Raw genomic sequence first — 17,330 nt, 5'->3', positions numbered from 1 at the left:
GCCCGCACGGACCGATCAGGCGTCCAGAACCGTAAGACGAACAGGAGCACGAGCGTTGAGGCATGTCCGAAAGCAGACCTGGCAGGAGCATTACGACGCGGGGCTGGGGTTTCGTCCTCTGAGCGATGCCGAGCAGGCGTTACTGGCCGAGCACGTCCCGGCGCCCGAGGGCGGGCGGGCCCTTGATGTCGGGTCCGGAACCGGTGAACTCGCCGTTGTGCTGGCCCGCATGGGATATCACGTCGACGCGGTCGACTGCACCGAAGGCGCCCTGGTCCGGGCCCGTGCGGAACACCCCGGGGCGCAGGGGGTGCGGTGGCTGTGCCTGGACATCGAGCATGACGTGCTGCCCAGCCCGCCCGAGGGTGCCGAGGGCGGATACGACCTGGTCACCATGCGGCTGAGTGCCGCGTTCATCCAGTCCCGGTCACGCGTCCTGCGCGCTCTGGGCGCGCAGTTGCGCGAGGGCGGTGCGCTCGTCATCATCACGCCGGTCGTGGAACACACCCCGCAGGAGCGTCGGCACATCGCACTGGACGAGGACGAGCTCAGCCAGATCACGGACGGTTTCGAGGAGGCCTCGAGGTTCGATGCTCAGGGCCTGGCCGTGCTGGTGCTGCGGGGGCCGGGCGGGTCGTTCACCGCGGTGGAGAAGGGCCGGCCGGCCCCGCAAGCGGTCATGGGCGCCGCGGCCGTGGTCACCAACGCTGCCGGGCACGTCCTTCTGGGCCGCTCCACCCGGGGCATGTGGGAGCTGCCGGGCGGCCGCATCGAGGCCGGAGAATCCGCACAGACAGCTGCCGTAAGGGAGTTGGAGGAGGAAACCGGTCTGACCGCGTCCGAGAAGAACGCCCACATCATCGCGGTCCTTCACGACGACCGGCTGGACATCCGCCGCATCTCCCCACTCGTCCGTGTCACCTGCTGGGAAGGCGAGCCGGGACTGCCGGAACCGGAGAAATTCTCGCGCTGGGAGTGGCACCCGCTGCACACCCTTGCCACCCTGGGGAAAATTTTCATGCCCTCCGCGCAAGCGCTGAACGAGGTGTGGCCGGGGACGCTGCCCGGGCTGCCGCCCGTCCATTCCTACCCGTGCGCCACCACTGTCCCGCCCGTCCCCGGCGAGCCGGCCGAGGCCGCGCTGCTGCGTGCCCGGATGGCTGATGCCGTGGTGGCCAAGGGCTGGGCGCAGTGCCCGCGGGTCGAGGCGGCACTGCGGGAGGTCCCCCGCCACCGGTTTCTCCCCGAAGCCCCGCTGGAGCAGGCCTATGACGACAGCCTCGCCGTGGTGACAGTCAGGGAGCCCTCCGGGTCCGCTCTCAGCTCCGTGTCCGCGGTCCGGCTTCAGGCCGGCATGATCGAGAGCCTTCAGCTGGAACCGGGCGCGGCCGTGTACGAGGCAGGGTCCGGTGGCTACAACGCCGAGCTGCTCGCCCATGTCGTCGGGCCGGGCGGACAAGTCGTCACGAGCGACATCGACGAGTACGTCGTGCGCCGCGCCCGCCGCTTCACCGCGGAGGCCGGCAGCGGACGCGTCAGCGTCGTCCACGGCGACGCCGCCCACGGTGCACCGGCCCATCTGGTCCCGCGCGGCGGGTTCGACGCGATCATGGTCACCTACAGCTGCTGGGACATCGCACCGGTCTGGAAGGAGCAGCTCGCCGAGGGCGGCCGGCTCGTTCTGCCGCTCGAACTCGGCGGCTACACCCGCGCGATCACCTTCCAGAAGCAGGGAGATGTGCTGCTCGCCCGGCGTTTCACGCACTGCGGATTCGTCCCCGCCCAGGGCATGCACGCCCGCAGCACCCCGACCGTGAGCCTTCTGGATGGCCGGCTACGGATCCGCTTCGAGGACGGCCCCGCCCCGGGCATGGAGGGGCTGGAGGAGTGGCTGGAGGAGGCGCTGCGCGGGCGCCGGTACGAGATCGCCACCGGCGTCACGACGGGGCCGGGTTCCTCTTTCGATTCGCTGCAGCTGTATCTCGCCACGACGGTGCCCGGCTTCTGCCGCCTGGCGATCCCCGCCGGCCAGGAGACCTCGGCCGTTCTGATCACGCCCGGCTCAAACGCACCGGCCGTCCTGGGCGACGCCTCGCTCGCGTACCTCACGTACGTGCAGATCCGGCCCGGCGAGGCCGGTGAGGAGCAGGAGTGGGAGTGGTACGTCCACGCCTTCGGTGACCAGGGCCCCGCCGTCGGCGAGAAGCTGGCGGACACGGTCCGGGCCTGGGACCGTGACGTGCGCGGCGACGATCGCAGGAACGCCGATCCGGCCGTGACCGTGCACCCCGCCAAAACCCCCGACCACCGTCTTCCCTCCGGCGACGTGGTGGACAAGCCCCACTGTCGCATCGTGGTGCGGTGGCCCGGCCGTGACGCCCTTCTGCCCTCCTCCACTAACCGGGCCGAAGCGCACGCCGTCGCCACCGGGGGGAGCATGTGACCGTCGAACCGGCACCGAGGGCGGTCTTCGCCGCCCCGGCGGCGCATGACGACCAGGCGCGGATGCGGCACGCTCACACCGCCGCGGCACGAAGCCTCCACGTGACCGCCTCGGGTCCGGAGGTAGGGGGCCGGCAGGGCCGCACCCTCAGCCGCCGGACCGGGACATGCTGGCTGCGGGTCGTGGCCGCACCCGTCGAGAAGCAGGGCGGGCGGCCGTGGGAAGGAACAGTCCTCGCAGACGCCCTCGTGCCCCGTTCAGTGCCCCGGCCCCGGCTGCGGGACCTGCTCGACTGGACCACCGGCGAGCACGCCTACCGCGCCGAACTCACCGAGTACGTCTCCGTGCCCCCGCTCGCCGTCGGCACCCCCGTGCTCGCCCGGGACATCACCCTTACCGATGCCTGGTGGGCGGACCTGCGCACCGCGCTGGAGACGCTCGCGACGGTGCCGACAGAACGCGAGTCGGTACGGCAGCGGTGGGTCGACAACAACTTCCGCCGGTTTCTCGACATCGAGCCGATCCGGATTCACGACTACACCACCGGCCACGGCGATCTGCACTGGGCGAATCTCACAAAGACCCCGCTGGTGCTGTTCGACTGGGAGAACTGGGGCCGTCTGCCCGTCGGTTACGACCTGGGCCTCCTGCATGCCTACTCCCTGACCGCCCCCGTGACCGCGGCACGGATCCGCCACGAGTTCGCACATGTCCTTCAGACGGCTACCGGCCGGGCCGGAGAACTCGTCGCGCTCGGCCAGCTCCTGCAGGCCTGCAGCAGGGGCGTCCACCCCACACTCGCCCCGCTCATCGCACGCTGGGCCGAACACCTCACCAAGACACCCGTCCCACCTTCTGACCGACCGCCGTTCAACTCCCGTACATGCAGCCGAACGAGGAGACCATGTCCGCCTCGCCCCGACCGCCCCACCGGGCTGCCCGCACTCCTGACCGGTTGGGATGATCTTCTGGTTGGTCGTGCTGGGAGGGGTGGTCCGTGGACAGCGCGACACCGGTCGAGTGATACGGGTCTGCCGTGCCCGACGCGGGTTCCCGCCGGCTGCGGTGGTGTGCAGCGGGAACCCGCGTCGGAGACCTCAGGCCGAATAGCCGCGCGCAGCGATCCAGTGGGCGAGGCGGGTGGTTTCCATCCAGTACCAGCCGTATCCGTTCGCATCCGCCGGGTCGGCCAGTTTGGCACTGGCTCCGTCGTTGCTGTAGCCCACTACGGCCAGGTAGTGGCCGCCCGGGTATGAGTGGGCGTCACCGTCGGTGTCGACCGCGGTGCCCACCACGTTGGCCACGATGGGGTAGTTGCGGTCGATGTCGTACACCAGGTCCCAGCGAAGTCGGCTGATCTCGGCCGGTGTCGCCATGTTGCCCGGTATCCACTTGGTCTCGTAGAAGCCGGTGCGACCTAGGCTGTTGAGGACTCGGGTGGTGTCTGCGGCCGAGTTGGTGCCGTTCGTGGTGGTGCCCAGTTGACCAGCGATGTAGTTCTGCGAGTAGTACTGGCCGCGTCCCGTCAGCGCGATCCGGGTCGCTGCGGGGCCGCAGTAGTAGTAGTTCTCCTGCCATTGGAACTGGTAGTTGAGTACCTTCGAGGGCGCCGCCTGCGAAGGTGTGGCGGTGATCAGCAGGCCGCCGAGGACGGCGAGCAGCACCGCAAGGATGCGGAGCGATCCGTGTCTGAGTATCCGAACCGACATCTTCTGTGCCTTTCGTTAGACAGTGGAGTTTTCGAACTCGCGTTGAATCCAGGAGCACCGAACAGACGGTATGGCATTGCTGCCGAGAAGGGTCTACAGATCAGCAAGGAAAGCGGTCTCGATCCCTGGCAAGAAGCAAGTCGATGAGTGAACTCATAGATGTGTCAGAACGCTTGCGCCGCTCCGCCAACTCGGCTCACCAAGGCTCCAAGTAATCCGGAATATCGGCCTGCTCGGCAGGATTTTGCCCCCCTTCGCGGCCGGGGCACCCCCGGCCATTGCGAGCTGATTAAAGCGCCACAGGTACAGGAATTCTGGTTCACCTTGCCGTGCTCTCGCAGGCACCGTTGCTTGTTTAGCTGCTGAGGAGTCGAAGCTGTTCACGATGTCTCGAACCGCTTCTCGACACGCCGGGCCGCAGCCCTCTTCCCGTCGCGGCCACCGCTTCCTTCTCGCCGGAACCCCAACTGCCCCGGGCTCCCACACGACCGCGGCGGTCGGCCGGGACCTGCTCACCGACCGTGTCCGGCCTGGAAAGTCGGAAGCGCCGTGTCCTGCGGCGTGGGCCTTCACTCGCCATGAGCCGGGACGGGGGTGCTCAGTGACAGATGGCGTCGTTCACCATGTTGCGCAGGGCAACGTTCTGGCCGTTGCCGTCCGCGAGCAGGGGGGTGTTGTTGACCCCGCTGAACAGTGAACGCTCGCCGTCGCCGACGGTGATGGTGGTGTAGCCGGCGATCTGCCCGCTGTGGCCCCACACCTCCTTGCAGTCGGTCTTGAACTTGACCAGGCCAAGGCCGTAGTCGCCGACCTTGTCGACCGGGAGAGTTGTCTTCATGTCGGTCAGACGGTCCTTGGACAGGACCCTGCCTTCAAGGAGTGCGTTGACGAACGAGGTGAGGTCGCGGCCCGTGGAGACCACTCCGCCCGCCGCGCCCCACACCGCCGGTTCGAAGTTGGTGAAGTCGGCAAAGGGCAGACCGTAGGAGGACAGGTAGCCGCGGGCAGAGGGTGCGGGCAACTGCTTCTCCCCGGGGCGCGGGAAGAACGTCGACTTCAGGCCCAGCGGGTCAATGATGCGCGTCTTGAACTCTGTGGTGAGGTCGTTTCCGGTGGTCTTCGAGATCAGCATGCCCAGCAGGACGTAGTTGGTGTTGGAGTACTGGCCCTTGGCACCCGGTTCGGCCTGCTTGCCTGCCTTGGTGCCCTCGTTGACCATCTGCTGCTCAGTGGGGGGCTTGATCTGCCACACGGGGTTCAGCACCAGAACAGCAGTCTGCAGCAGGTCGCCGTTGACGAAGCCGAGGTTGTCCTTGATGCCGGAGCGGTGCTGGAGCAGGTGCCGGACAGTGATCTTGCTTGCGTCGATTCCTTTGCCGCGTACGACGCCGGGGAGATATTTCTCCACCGACTCGTCAAGGTCGACCTTCTTCTCGTCGACCAGTTGCAGGATGATCGCAGCGACGAACATCTTGGTTTGGCTGCCCGCTCGGAAGCGTGTGTTTTCGTTCGGACTGGCCTGCGGGAACACCTGGGTGCTGCCGCTTCCGTAGCCCTGAACGGTGTCGCCGTCGCGGACGGTGGCCGACGCCCCGACCGAACCGGATGCCGACCGGTAGCGGTCCAGTTCCTTCTGCATCACCGCAGGGTCGGACTGCGCGGCCGCCGTCGAACCAAGCGACACCAGCAGGGCGCTCGCCAGGGTCGCGGTGGCAGTCCGCGTCAGGAACCTTTTCTTTCTCATGGCGTCCTCGTGCCTCTCACGGTGTGGGGGGATTCAGTGGGGGATGCCGCTGTGTGACAGGCGCATCTTGACTGGCTTCCAGGACACGGTCGTACACGTGGCGGGGGTGTACGGGCCCTCCGCCTGACGCCACACATGGTTCTTACGTGCTCATGGCAAATGCAAGTCCCGTTAGCTCAGGCTTACAGCGAGGTGGTGATGATCCCGTTCCTCCCTTGCGGTGCGCCCTCCCGCGCACCGCGGGGATGAGTCCCGTTCCCCACGCAGCAGCACCGGCTCCGCTGGAACGAATCGGGACCCACGGTGACCGGAAGAGGTTCAGTGAGGCGGTCCAGTCGTTCGTACAGGGCCCGTACGAGCCAGGCGCAGTTCTGGGCGCAGTGAGCCGTGCCCTGCATCGGTTGGGACAGGCGCCCGGCGGCTTCGCGGAGGACGACTTCGGCGAGGGCGCCTCGGCCGTTGTTCTTCGGCAGGCCGGCGACATGCTGTTGGACTTCGGCTACGACCGCGCGGGCATGGCCGGTTACTGAGGTTTTCGGGTCGTCGTCGGGTAGTGACGGTTCATGATCCTCGCGGTATGCCGGTGAGATGAGGTATCCGGGAGGTGGGGGCCTGACCGCTGAACGTCGGGCGTTTCGTGAGGGGATCCGGCTTCAGGGCGGGGTGCGGTTCTCGGCGGGTGAGAAGACCACGGTGATCGCGAAGGATCTGCGGGTGAGTGTCCGGTCGGTGGAACGCTGGCGTCGTGCCTGGCGCGAAGGCGGCATGGAAGCCCTGCGCTCCGCGGGACCGGCCAACTTTCCGACCGTCACCGACGGCCAGTTCGCCGTGCTCGAGGAGGAACTCGGCAAGGGACCGGCCACGCACGGCTCCGATGATGAGCGGTGGACTCTGGCCCGCGTGCAGACGGTGATCCGGCGCCGGCTGCGCCTGACGTTGTCGGTGGCGACGGTCTGGCGGCTGCTGAAACGGCACGGCTGGTCCTGGCAGGCACCCGCCCGCAGAGCGCTCGAGCGGGACGAGCACGCGGTGGAGCTGTGGAAGAAGGAGGTCTGGCCCCGGGTAAAAGGATCGCGGCGGCGCGCGGTGCCTGGATCGTCTTCGAGGACGAGGCCGGCTTCTCGATGACTCCGCCCCGGGCCCGCACCTGGGGCCGACGCGGGCGCACCCCCGTCATCCGTGTCCGCGGCAGGTCCCGCCGCCGGACCTCCATCGCCGCACTGTACTGCTACAAACCCGGCGAGAAGAGCCGCCGCCTGCTCTCCCCACTGCTGCCGCCCCACGGCTACTCCCCCGACTTCCTCACCCCCACCTCCGGCAACCGCACCACACTCCGGGCCGCCGTCGACACCCTGCTCGGAACACCGCGGCCGAGACTGCACGCGGAACTGACCCGGCTGGCCGGGTCGACGCGGCTGCCCGGCTGGGCCGCCCCCCTGGTCGAGGGCGACACGGACGCGCTCGCCCGGCTCGGCGATGCGCTCCACGCCTACCAGGCGGAAGCACTCGTACCGCACTGGCGGCACGTCCGCGCCGACCTGGAGGCGGACCGGGCACTGCGGACACGGCACCTGATGGACGGCGGCACCGAGGCACTGCTGGCCGGGCTCGGGCCCGACGTCCGCTGGCGGCCGCCCGTACTGGAGGTCACCTATCCGGTCGACCAGCACCTGCGGCCGGACGGGCGGGGGCTGGTGCTCCAGCCGTCGTTCTTCTGCCGGCCCACCCCGACCACCCTGGCGGACGGCGGCCTGCCGCCCGTCCTGGTCCATCCCATCCACCACACGGCCGACTGGGCCGGGCCCACCGGGGCGGCGGAACCGGCGACGGGCCGGGGTCCCCTCGGCCGCCTGCTCGGGCAGACCCGTGCGGACCTGCTGCGGGCCACCCGCACCGGCTGCTCCACCGTGGAGGCGGCCCGGATGCTCCAGGTGACCCACCCGGCCGTCAGCCAGCACATGAACGTCCTGCGCGCGACGGGCCCGACCACCACCGTCCGCACGGCCGGCCGCGCCTTTCACGTCGCGACCGCCGAGGGGCGTGCACTGCTGGCCGCGGAGGACCGCCGCACCGGGCTCGGACCGGACGGAGAACCACACCCGTAAGCCTGGACTTACACCGCTTGTGCCCGCCTCGCCCGGACCTCCACTCTGACTCCTGTCACCGCACCGCACCCGGCCGGACGGCCCCCACACCGTCCCCGCGCCGATGTTCCCGTACGGCCCCGCCCCCCACAGGAGCCCCCATGCGCGCGAGACTTGTCCCCAGCATGCAACGGCGAAATCTCGCCGGTCCTTCGTCATGAGCCCGGTGGTCGACAAGCTGGCCCCGTGAACCAGCGTCCCGCCCCCGCGGTGCTCCGCCCACCGCAGCTGCGCGAGGACAACCCGCTGAACCGGCCCCGCCGGGGGAGCGGACGCCGCGCATAAGACCGGCTGCCGGCCTCGCAGCCGACCACCGTCATTGCTGTCATGGGCCTGACATTGGCATGAGCTTGAGCCACTCTCTTGCCCTCCACCAACCAGGAGTGCTCATGTCCAGACGTCGTCAGACGACTGCCGGATTCCGTTTCTCGTTGCTGGCTCTCACCGTCACGGCCGCTATGTCTGCCACCGGGATCCAGGCAGCCGCCGCGCCACAGCAGGAAAAAGCTTCGATGAGCGCTGCCTTCGAGCGGGCGGCGAAAAAACACGGCGTCCCCCGGGACCTGCTGGCCGCTGTCGGCTACAGCGAGACCCATCTCGACGGCCACGGGGGCCGACCGAGCCAGGCACGCGGCTACGGCGTCATGCATCTGGTCAGCAACCCCGTCAACCGCTCTCTGAACCGGGCTGCCGAACTCACCGGCCACTCTCCCGCCGAACTGCGCCATGACACGGCGGCGAACATCGAAGGGGGCGCGGCCGTCCTGCGTGCGCACGCCGACGAGCTGGGCCTCGACCGCGCCGAGCGGCACGACATCAATGCCTGGTACCCAGCCGTCGCCCGCTACAGCGGCGCGAAGGGCCCCACCGCCGCCCTCTACGCGGACGCCGTCTACGCATTCCTGGCCCAGGGCGTCGATGCCGCGGTCGGCGGCGAGAAGGTCACCGTCACCGGGCGCAGCGTCGCCCCGGACAAGGGCGCGTACAAGAACAGCGGCTTCGGCACGACGAGCACCGACTACCCGCCCGCCCGATGGATACCCGCCTCCTCCAGCAACTTCAACGGGGGGCGCTCCGCTGCGATCCGCCAGATCGTCGTCCACGTCACGCAGGGTTCGTACGCCGGCACGATCAGCTGGTTCCAGAACCCCGCGGCGCAGAGCAGTGCGCACTACGTCGTACGTTCCGCGGACGGCGAGGTCACGCAGATGGTGCGGGACTCCGATACCGCGTGGCACGCACGCAGCGCCAACTCCTCGTCCCTGGGGATCGAGCACGAGGGCTTCGTGGACAACCCGAGCTGGTTCACCGACTCGATGTACCGGTCATCAGCGGCACTCACCAAGCACCTGGCCAACCGCTACGGGATTCCAAAGGACCGTGCGCACATCGTGGGCCACGTCGAGGTCCCCGGCAACGACCACACGGACCCGGGTCCGCACTGGAACTGGGACTACTACATGCAGCTGGTGGGCGGCTCCGGCGGCAACCCGCCCCAGCCGGGCAACCGGTACTGGGTCGACACCTTCGCCAACGCCTCCGGATACGCGTCACCGACCAGCACGACTGCCACCGGCACACTGAACGCGGGCACCAACTACGTCTTCTGCAAGGTATGGGGCCGGGAAATCCGCGGCTCTTCCGGTGGCTACAACCACTGGTGGCTGCGCACCGACCTCGACGTGGGCCCGGCCGACCAGTACGTCTCGGCGTACTACCTCTCCCGCTGGGGCAACGACCAGGCAAGGGACAACAACGGGACCGTCATCCCGGACTGCTGAGGGGCAGCGTCGGCGGTGTCCACCCGCCGACCGCCGGCAGGTCCTCAACGGGATCCTGTGGAAGCTGTCCACCGGTGCCGCCCGGCGGGACCTGCCGGAGCGATACGGGCCGTGGATCACGGCCTACGAATGGATCCGCCGCCGGTCGGCGGTCGGCGGTCGGCGGACTGGCCGTGGGACCCGCTCCTGGCTCACGGCCGGCAGCACGCCGACGCGACCGGCGAGGTCGACGGGTTGAGCGCGTGCGAGGCCAGCAGGTGACATGGTCCCTGGTGAGGATCACACGGATTACCGTCCGCTGGGAGGCATCAGGGACGCCTGGGTCGCGGGGAGGCAGATGGCACAGACCGTATAGGTGCCCGACGTTCTCACCGAATTGTTGAAGGACACGGTCCACGTGTCGTCCGCGGACGGACAGGACTCGTACTGCCGGGCGGTGAGGTTGTTGCCGCCGAAAGGTGGGCCCTGACCCCGGATCTTGGACACCGGAGAGACTTGGATCTTGATGGTCCAGGAGAACGGAGTCCCCGTGGGGATGAAGCACTACCCCGCCGAGTTCAAGGCGGACGCAGTCGCGCTGTACCGGTCGCGTCCGGGAGCGACGATCAAGTCGGTCGCCGCCGACCTCGGAGTGAACACCGAGACACTGCGGAACTGGATCCGGGCCGCCGACGGGCGCCGCTCCGGCGCCCACTCCGCGCCGACGGCCGCTCCGCAGTCTGGCGGTGACGCGGTTCAGGCGGAGCTGGCCGCCGCGAGGAAGAGGATCCGTGAGCTGGAGGAAGAACGCGACATTCTCCGCAAGGCTGCCCGGTATTTCGCCGGGGAGACGCGCTGGTGAACCGCTGCCAGTTCGTTGACGATCATCAGCGCCGATACGGCGTCAAGCGGCTCTGCGTAATTCTCGGGATCGCCCGTTCCAGCTTCTACTACTGGCGCCGCACCGCCCCCGCGCGGGCGGCCCGCCAGGCCGCCGAGGACCGGCTCGCGGCCCGGATACGCCAGGTCCACAAGGAATCCGACGGCACCTACGGTGCCCCGCGGATCACCGCCGAACTCCGCGACGACGCCGGCCGGGCGGTCAACCACAAGCGTGTCGCGAGGATCATGCGGACCATCGGGATCGAGGGAGTCCGTCTGCGACGCCGGCACCGCACCACCGTCCCGGACCCGGCCGCCGCGAAGGCACCGGACCTGATCGGCCGGGACTTCACCGCCGGGGCCCCGAACACGAAGTACGTCGGCGACATCACCTACCTGCCCATCGGCGGCGGGAAGTTCTGTTACCTCGCGACCGTCATCGATCTCTGCTCACGGCGTCTGGCCGGCTGGGCGATCGCCGACCACATGCGCACCGAACTCGTCACCGACGCCCTCACCGCCGCGATCCGGACCCGCGGCAGCCTCATCGGAGCCGTGATGCACACCGATCACGGGGCCCAGTACACGAGTCGGGCATTCGCCGAAGCCTGCAGGTCAGCGGGGGTTCGGCAGAGCATGAGCGCGGTCGGCTCCAGCGCCGACAACGCCGCCGCCGAGTCGTTCAACGCGACCTTCAAAAGGGAGACGCTGAAGGGGCGAAAGGGCTGGCCGAACGAGTGCGAGGCCCGACTCGACGCCTTCCGCTGGCTGTCGCGCTACAACACCCGACGCCGGCATTCCCGCCTCGGACAGCGATCCCCGATCGCCTACGAGAACACCTTCCACTCAGCATCAACTACCCTGGCCCAAGCCACATAGGCGTGTTCAAGATCCGGGGTCAAGGCCCCTCCTCGCCCTCGGCGTAGCAGCGCAGTTGCGGGTTGGCCAGGTGGCGGCGCTTGATCAGGTCCAGCAGCTTGTGCGGGGTCAGCAGGCGGGCAGGCAGGTCCGGGTCCGTGAGACGGCCGCGCGCGAAAGCGGCCCCCACAGAGCCCGGCCCGTCCCAGCCGAGAGCTTTCTCGATGTGAGTGACGAGCCGGTGCTCCATGGATTCCCTTACTCCTTCGGAAGGTTCAGATCGCGGTTCTCGCCGTCGTCGCCGGCACTGTTCTGCGAGCTGGTGACGTCAGACCGTTCGGACTCGCTACGGTCGTGCGCGGTCGCCAGCGATTCCACCGCGATCAGAAGCGCGGGGCCCGCCCCCGACATCTGTGTGGACGCCCTGTCTGCCATCGACGCTCTCCTCTCGGTCACTACCACCCGGTTCCAGGCGAACGTCTGAGTTAACCCGCCTCCACCACACGGCAGTAGGGCGGGATTCGGACAGTGCTGCAGGATGCGGCCGCCCCTTTTCAGGGAAGGAGGCGAGAGCCTGGTTGCCGCCTGGACAACTGCCTGAGGCGGGCGGAAGGAGTGTGATTCATCGACCGGGCGTGTGAGCGAGGGCCAGAGTGACAACAAGGGCGCTCACCATGGCGGCGAAAGGCAGGACTTCGGAGCCCCGTCAGGCAGGGCGACTACCGCGGAATCGCCGGTTAGCCAAACCGGCGATTCCGCAGATGATTGATGGTCCACCGCCACTACCTGCCGGTACGTCGAGAGGCATCACCGAGGCGACCATCGAATCAACGCGTGGAATCGTGATCGGCCAGGACCCGTTAGGGCTTCACGCCGCCGCGTAGCTCATGCGGAACAGCTCCTGGGCGCGCTCCACATCCCGGAGTGTGCGCAGCTGTACCTCCAGGTCGCCCGTGCCGTGGTGACCGAGACCCGTCACGTCCCGGGTGAACCCAGGGACGAGGTCGATCTGCTTCGGGTCGACCTTGAGGTAGACGAGGAGCTTGGCCCTCTGGGGCGGGCACACGCAGGCGAAGTTCCGCAGGCGCTGGTACGCCCGGTACGTCTTGCGCTGGACGGAGTTCACACCGTCGCCCAGCCCCAGCAGCGACTCGTCAACCGCATGCGCCAGTTCAACCAGGGCCACGCTCTGGCCGCCGCCAGGCCCGGCCGCCTGTCGGCGAACGCGTCGGGTGACCGGCGACCGGCCGCTGACCGAGGCCACGGTCTCAAGGCCGAACAGGTCGCTGCCGAATAGGCGGTAGCGGACCAGGTCGATGCTGCGCCGGTGCTCGCGCACCGCGTGCACGTCGTAGCGGGTGAAGTCGCCAGCGACGCAGATCAGCCTCGGGCCGCTCCACAGCACCTGTGCCGCGGCCGTGACCCCGAGCCGGTCGCGGACCAGGTGCTCGAACTCTGCCTGGTGGTCCATCAGCCAGCTCAAGTAGAACAAGCCCTGGTTGATGACGCCCGAGTCGATGCCTCGCTTGTACTCGACGATGACCGGAGATCCGTTCTCGTCGAGACCGAGCGAGTCGATCCTGCCTCCGTGAACCGGCCCCGTGCCGTACTCACTCGCCAGGAACCGGACGCCCAGCAGCGTCTCCATGTGTGCCTCAACGAGGCCCTGCACATCCGCCTCAACGTCAGCAAGATACGGAACGACCTCGGTCACACCGCTTTCCGCCACGTGGAACAGCTTCAGGCCCAACACCTTCCTCTCCCTTGCTTGGGAGCGTCAACGTCGGGTAGAAGCGGATTTGTTTCCGCGAGGAGCTTCGGCGCAGTGAAGAAAACGTGAACACAGGCGGGACGTCCGCACCTCGCCCGGCCCGCCACCAACGGGATGACGATTTTCGGGGCCCTGCGGCAGGTGATACCCGAGTGCGCTCCCCCTGCTCGAAGACAGCCCCAGCATAGATGGCGTCACCTCTACAGCCCGGCTGTTGCAGCGGAGCGGGAAGGGCATCTGACCGGACCGGCACCCCGCCACATATCAGTCAACGATCAGGCGACCTGAACGAAGTGACCTGAAAGATGAGTCGCCCAGACCAGGGGCGCGACCACCCCAACCAGGCAAGCGATTCAACGCTCAAATAGGCATCTGCCAGAATCCGCCACGTTTAGCCAGCGTTCGCCACCGCACTCTAGTCGGCCAATCTTTCGAGGCCACCGCCTCTTTGGCATGAACAGATCGCCATTTCGTTTGCCGATCATATTTTCACCTCGCAGGAACGCCCTTTCGAGGGACGCCAGACACCCCTTTCCCGGGGCTAGGATCACTATCGCCCTCCATCGCCCATGAACTTTCACGGGCACATGAAAGCGGAGGCCGGTCGGATCACGTCCACCCGTGGGCGTGGCCCTTCCCTCTCCTATCACCACAGGTCAGGACCGAAAGGGTAGGTGACACGCATGTACAGCAACGGCGTTTCAGCGAAAGCGATCACGGACGTTACGTGGGTGAAGTCTTCACTCAGTGACGGCATCGGCGGCAACTGCGTTGAAATTGCACAACTCGGGGAAGGCTATGTCGCTCTTCGCAATTCCCGGGACGCCGACGGCCCCGCACTGGTCTACAACTCCGGGGAGTGGAAGGCGTTCCTGCAGGGAGCGAAGGACGGCGAGTTCGACGGCATGACTGTCTGAAAAGGGGATAGCTGACCGCTGTCCCGGCATCGTTGACTCTTCGCTCTGGAATACTGGCCGCCTGGCCGGTGGCGGGACGAGGAGTGATGATGTCCGATCGGGATTTGGGTGTCGTTCCGGACGGTGGTGGCGGCAGGTCGCCGGCCGTCGCGGCTGACCTCCTGGGGAGGCATCTGCGACGGCTTCGCGAGGAAGCCCGGATGCTGCAGAAGGACGTGGTGGCAGCCGGGGCGATCGGCTCGGCGTCGATGCTCAGCAAGTACGAGGGCGGCAAGGTCCAGGTCCACGAGGCCCAGGTCCGCCGCTTGGTACAGCTTTACACCCAGGGTGATCCGGGCGACCTGGAAGCCTGCCTCGCCATGGCCAGAGAAGCGAGCGCGAAAGAGTGGTTCGCCGAGTACCGGGACGTCATCCCCGACCACGGCAACCGACTGTTCAGCCAGGAACGCGACGCGAGCGAGATCCGCACCTTCGAGGCTCACCACGTGCCGGGTCTGCTACAGACCCCGGAGTACGCGCAGGCGATCATGACAGAGGCGGCAGCGGACGCCGAGGGTGTGCTCCACGAGCCGGATATCGCAGCACTCCGCCGCCGCATGGCCTTCCGCTTAGAACGCCAGATGCACCTATTCCTGCCGGGCGCACCGGACTTCTACGCGGTTCTGGACGAGAACGTGCTTCGGCGCACGAAGTACAGCACCCCTGTCATGCGTGCTCAGCTCCGCTATCTGCTAAACATCGCGGAGAACAGCCAGCGGATCCACATCCGGGTTCTGCCGTTCGACGCGCCCGCGGACCTGGTCCCCACGCACAACTCGGTGACACTGCTGACGATGCGGCCGGGGCACGGCGACGACCTCGTCTATATCGAGTCCAGCAATGTGGGCGGGACATACCTGAGGGACGAGAAGAACGTCGAGCTGCACCGCCAGCGGCTCACCACTCTGTTCATGGGAGCCGCCGGCAAGGAGGCGACAATGAAGATCATCGACGAGCACATTCAGCGGCTTATCGGCAAACGCTAAGGCACACGGGCCACACCGCCGAACTCGACCCACTCCTTCGTCTTCTGCCGAGGCCCGAGCTCACCGTCCGGCCGCCAGAGCGAGACCTCGCACGGCGCCTGGGCCTCCACCATTTCCAACCCGTCGAAGAACCGGTTCACCTCGGCCAGGGAGCGGACCTCGCCCCAGTTCCCTCCGGTGGTGTCCCGCATGAACTGCGTGATATCAGAGCGGAGTTGCGGGTCGTCGCTTGCGAGCTGGGAGATCACGAGGTAGCTACCTGACGGCAGTCGGCGCGTAACGTCCCGGACCAGTTTCCACGGGTCGTCCTTCTCGGGTACGCAATGCAGGACTGAGACGAAGAGGCATGCGATCGGCTTGTTGCGGTCGATCAGCCGACGGACCTCTTCGCTTTCGAAGATGGCGTCGGTTTTCCGCATGTCCTGGAGTATCACCGCGGTGGTTGCCGTGTCCTCCTCCAGCATCATCTTCCCGTGCCCGAGAACAATCGGATCATTGTCGACGTACACTACCCGTGCAGCGTCAGGATGAATCTCCTGGACAATTTGATGAACATTTGGTGACGTAGGAAGACCGGAACCATGGTCGATATACTGCGTAACGCCGCACTCTTCAGCCAGATAACGAACTGAGCGGACGAGGAAAGCACGATTAACCAGCGCCAACTCGCGCGTACTAGGAGCTATCCGCAAGAGCTCCGCACAGGCTTCCCGGTCAGCTGAATAGTTGTCACGCCCACCGATTAAGTAGTCGTACATTCTTGCCACGCTGGGCGTGTCGAAGTCGGGTTGGATGACACTTCTCCCCGCAGCCCGTCCGCGCCACATCACCCCGTGCGGCGTCGGATCCCTTTCGGGTAGTGGCCCATGCTAGGAGTTTCTCTCTACAAGGGCCAGCCGCTTCACTACTCCGAGGGACGAAAAAAGACTGGAGGCGCTACTTTGAGTCACCGGCCAGCGTCTTCAGCACCGGGAGAAAGGCCGCGCCGCAGCCCATCTATGTCATATGCATATGCCGGGCCTCAGTCACCCTCCTTGCCGCGTACCGCAGCATTCCGTTGACCTCCAACTCGTCAATGCCCATGAGCTCTGCAGTTTCCGCCAGCCCGATGCCCAGGCGGTAGCGCAGCACGACGGCGTCGGCGTACAGGCGAGGAAGCACTCGGTACACCGATCCGCAGGACCGCAACCGGGCGCGATCGCTGCACCTCTCGCTGATCAGCCCCCAGGACAGCGCCGCCGGCGACGCACTGCGCAACGCCTTCTCCCAGACGGTCGCGAGATCCCCGAGAGCCTCCTGCGCCACCTCCCTGCCAGTACGCGGACACCCAGTGCAGGCTGCAGCAAACCGCACGTAAGCGGGCAGCCTGGCCGTGCAGAACGCGGTGAATGTGACGGGCATCCGAAGCTCCAGCACTGCCTCGTGGGGCCCCAGAGACGGCAAACTGCAGGAACGGGCCCCCTCACCGCGCCATACCGACACGCCACACGCAGGCTGGGTACGCCGGGCGCGCTCCGCACCCCGGGTTTCACTCCACTTCTGCACTATCGCCGCCCTCATCACGGGAGAGGAATTCAGGGGTGCTCAAGGCGGCGCGGCGAGCCTGCTCCCACAATGGCTGAAACCGTTCAGCACTGGCGCCGAAGTCTTCGACCAGTCCCCTCACCACTTCCCAGTGCCCCAGGAGGCCGGGCAGGGCCGGCTGGTCCAGGAGCAGACGCGCCTCGGTTTCGTTCCGGGCCGAGGGGCCGGACAGTGAGGCGAGCCGGAGCCCTCTGAGTGCCGCCTGGAAACGGTCCACCGCCCTTGGGCGGGATAGCGGGCACTGCGGTCGCTGCCCTCGGGCCCACTCCCAGAGCCAGCGAACCTCGTCGGGTGAGCCGCGCATCACGGAGATGACCGTGAAGGCCGTCGGCCAGGCCGGCACCACGTCACCGTCGAGAATCGCCTTCACGCGAGCGGGCTGGATCCATGAAAGGTCAGCGACCTCATGCACGGTCAGCCCGCTCAGCCAGAACAAGTTTCGCAGTGCCTGGCCGAACAGTCGTCGACCGTCCGGCGCTCCTGCGCGTCCGCG

At 67.5% G+C, this 17,330-nt stretch carries 15 protein-coding genes and 2 pseudogenes; 9 read left to right on the top strand and 8 right to left on the bottom strand.

The window, feature by feature from the left end; all coding sequences use genetic code 11:
* Positions 1-55 precede the first annotated feature (55 nt).
* A complete protein-coding gene (gene fxlM / locus ACFYW1_RS28015; RefSeq protein ID WP_388998925.1) occupies positions 56-2,443 on the top strand; it encodes a methyltransferase, FxLD system in 2,388 nt (795 codons plus the stop codon).
* A gap of 1,097 nt (positions 2,444-3,540) precedes the next feature.
* Here fxlM and ACFYW1_RS28010 read toward each other — a convergent pair.
* Both ACFYW1_RS28010 and ACFYW1_RS28005 read right to left on the bottom strand, forming a co-directional pair.
* Positions 3,541-4,152, bottom strand: a complete 612-nt coding sequence (locus ACFYW1_RS28010) for a C39 family peptidase (RefSeq protein ID WP_388998922.1) — start codon at positions 4,150-4,152, stop codon at positions 3,541-3,543.
* A 598-nt stretch (positions 4,153-4,750) separates the two neighbouring features.
* Positions 4,751-5,896 carry a serine hydrolase domain-containing protein gene (locus tag ACFYW1_RS28005; protein WP_388998919.1) on the bottom strand — a complete coding sequence of 382 codons (1,146 nt, stop codon included), beginning with the start codon at positions 5,894-5,896 and terminating at the stop codon, positions 4,751-4,753.
* Between the two features lie 401 nt (positions 5,897-6,297).
* Here ACFYW1_RS28005 and ACFYW1_RS28000 point away from each other — a divergent pair, with 401 nt between their 5' ends.
* The 6 genes and pseudogenes from ACFYW1_RS28000 to ACFYW1_RS27975 all read left to right on the top strand — a co-directional run bounded on the left by ACFYW1_RS28000 (position 6,298) and on the right by ACFYW1_RS27975 (position 11,561).
* A complete protein-coding gene (locus ACFYW1_RS28000; RefSeq protein ID WP_388998916.1) occupies positions 6,298-6,426 on the top strand; it encodes a hypothetical protein in 129 nt (42 codons plus the stop codon).
* A 58-nt stretch (positions 6,427-6,484) separates the two neighbouring features.
* Entirely contained in the window at positions 6,485-7,024 is a 540-nt protein-coding gene (locus ACFYW1_RS27995; RefSeq protein WP_388998913.1) for a winged helix-turn-helix domain-containing protein, read from the top strand.
* Positions 6,934-8,001 carry a transcriptional regulator gene (locus ACFYW1_RS27990; protein ID WP_388998910.1) on the top strand — a complete coding sequence of 356 codons (1,068 nt, stop codon included), beginning with the start codon at positions 6,934-6,936 and terminating at the stop codon, positions 7,999-8,001. Before ACFYW1_RS27995 ends, ACFYW1_RS27990 begins: the two co-directional genes overlap by 91 nt.
* Before the next feature lie 428 nt (positions 8,002-8,429).
* Positions 8,430-9,821 carry an N-acetylmuramoyl-L-alanine amidase gene (locus tag ACFYW1_RS27985; protein ID WP_388998907.1) on the top strand — a complete coding sequence of 464 codons (1,392 nt, stop codon included), beginning with the start codon at positions 8,430-8,432 and terminating at the stop codon, positions 9,819-9,821.
* Positions 9,822-9,840: 19 nt separating this feature from the next.
* Positions 9,841-9,978: pseudogene (locus ACFYW1_RS27980) on the top strand (transposase); the annotation flags it as partial.
* 372 nt (positions 9,979-10,350) lie between these two features.
* Positions 10,351-11,561, top strand: a protein-coding gene (locus ACFYW1_RS27975; protein WP_388998904.1) for an IS3 family transposase whose coding sequence is annotated in 2 segments (ribosomal slippage) — positions 10,351-10,648 and positions 10,648-11,561 — 1,212 coding nt in all. Because the reading frame shifts where the segments join, the coding sequence is not laid out codon by codon here.
* A gap of 28 nt (positions 11,562-11,589) precedes the next feature.
* Here ACFYW1_RS27975 and ACFYW1_RS27970 read toward each other — a convergent pair.
* The 3 genes and pseudogenes from ACFYW1_RS27970 to ACFYW1_RS27960 form a co-directional block, all read right to left on the bottom strand.
* Positions 11,590-11,790: pseudogene (locus ACFYW1_RS27970) on the bottom strand (cupin); the annotation flags it as partial.
* Between the two features lie 8 nt (positions 11,791-11,798).
* Positions 11,799-11,975, bottom strand: coding sequence for a hypothetical protein (locus ACFYW1_RS27965; protein WP_388998901.1), 177 nt, complete (start codon positions 11,973-11,975; stop codon positions 11,799-11,801).
* 433 nt (positions 11,976-12,408) lie between these two features.
* Positions 12,409-13,293, bottom strand: coding sequence for a DUF5655 domain-containing protein (locus tag ACFYW1_RS27960; RefSeq protein WP_388998898.1), 885 nt, complete (start codon positions 13,291-13,293; stop codon positions 12,409-12,411).
* 701 nt (positions 13,294-13,994) lie between these two features.
* On the opposite strand from ACFYW1_RS27960, the gene ACFYW1_RS27955 reads away from it, so the two are divergent.
* Together ACFYW1_RS27955 and ACFYW1_RS27950 are read left to right on the top strand one after the other, a co-directional pair.
* Positions 13,995-14,228, top strand: coding sequence for a DUF397 domain-containing protein (locus ACFYW1_RS27955; RefSeq protein ID WP_388998895.1), 234 nt, complete (start codon positions 13,995-13,997; stop codon positions 14,226-14,228).
* A gap of 86 nt (positions 14,229-14,314) precedes the next feature.
* Complete coding sequence (locus ACFYW1_RS27950) at positions 14,315-15,253, top strand: DUF5753 domain-containing protein (protein WP_388998892.1); 939 nt, start codon at positions 14,315-14,317, stop codon at positions 15,251-15,253.
* Here ACFYW1_RS27950 and ACFYW1_RS27945 read toward each other — a convergent pair.
* The 3 genes from ACFYW1_RS27945 to ACFYW1_RS27935 form a co-directional block, all read right to left on the bottom strand.
* A complete protein-coding gene (locus ACFYW1_RS27945) occupies positions 15,250-16,080 on the bottom strand; it encodes an SAM-dependent methyltransferase (RefSeq protein ID WP_388999154.1) in 831 nt (276 codons plus the stop codon). The two genes, ACFYW1_RS27950 and ACFYW1_RS27945, sit on opposite strands and share 4 nt — an antisense overlap.
* Positions 16,081-16,249: 169 nt before the next feature.
* Positions 16,250-16,654, bottom strand: a complete 405-nt coding sequence (locus ACFYW1_RS27940) for a hypothetical protein (protein ID WP_388998889.1) — start codon at positions 16,652-16,654, stop codon at positions 16,250-16,252.
* 127 nt (positions 16,655-16,781) lie between these two features.
* Positions 16,782-17,273 (bottom strand): hypothetical protein, encoded by a 492-nt coding sequence (locus ACFYW1_RS27935; protein ID WP_388998887.1) that lies wholly within the window; start codon positions 17,271-17,273, stop codon positions 16,782-16,784.
* Between the last annotated feature and the right edge of the window lie 57 nt (positions 17,274-17,330).

The organism is Streptomyces sp. NPDC002669 (genome assembly GCF_042889165.1).
Lineage (GTDB): Bacteria > Actinomycetota > Actinomycetes > Streptomycetales > Streptomycetaceae > Streptomyces.
The sequence above is the reverse complement of the archived record's forward strand: the minus strand, read 5'-3'. Positions and strand labels throughout refer to the sequence as shown.

Bases quoted from the DNA above. Each gene is read 5' to 3' on its own strand.
- ACFYW1_RS27945 (WP_388999154.1), bottom strand. From the start codon at position 16,080: ATGTGGCGCGGACGGGCTGCGGGGAGAAGTGTCATCCAACCCGACTTC.
- ACFYW1_RS27950 (WP_388998892.1), top strand. From the start codon at position 14,315: ATGATGTCCGATCGGGATTTGGGTGTCGTTCCGGACGGTGGTGGCGGC.
- ACFYW1_RS27965 (WP_388998901.1), bottom strand. From the start codon at position 11,975: ATGGCAGACAGGGCGTCCACACAGATGTCGGGGGCGGGCCCCGCGCTT.
- ACFYW1_RS28010 (WP_388998922.1), bottom strand. From the start codon at position 4,152: ATGTCGGTTCGGATACTCAGACACGGATCGCTCCGCATCCTTGCGGTG.
- ACFYW1_RS27940 (WP_388998889.1), bottom strand. From the start codon at position 16,654: ATGCCCGTCACATTCACCGCGTTCTGCACGGCCAGGCTGCCCGCTTAC.
- ACFYW1_RS27955 (WP_388998895.1), top strand. From the start codon at position 13,995: ATGTACAGCAACGGCGTTTCAGCGAAAGCGATCACGGACGTTACGTGG.
- ACFYW1_RS27985 (WP_388998907.1), top strand. From the start codon at position 8,430: ATGTCCAGACGTCGTCAGACGACTGCCGGATTCCGTTTCTCGTTGCTG.
- ACFYW1_RS27995 (WP_388998913.1), top strand. From the start codon at position 6,485: ATGAGGTATCCGGGAGGTGGGGGCCTGACCGCTGAACGTCGGGCGTTT.
- ACFYW1_RS28005 (WP_388998919.1), bottom strand. From the start codon at position 5,896: ATGAGAAAGAAAAGGTTCCTGACGCGGACTGCCACCGCGACCCTGGCG.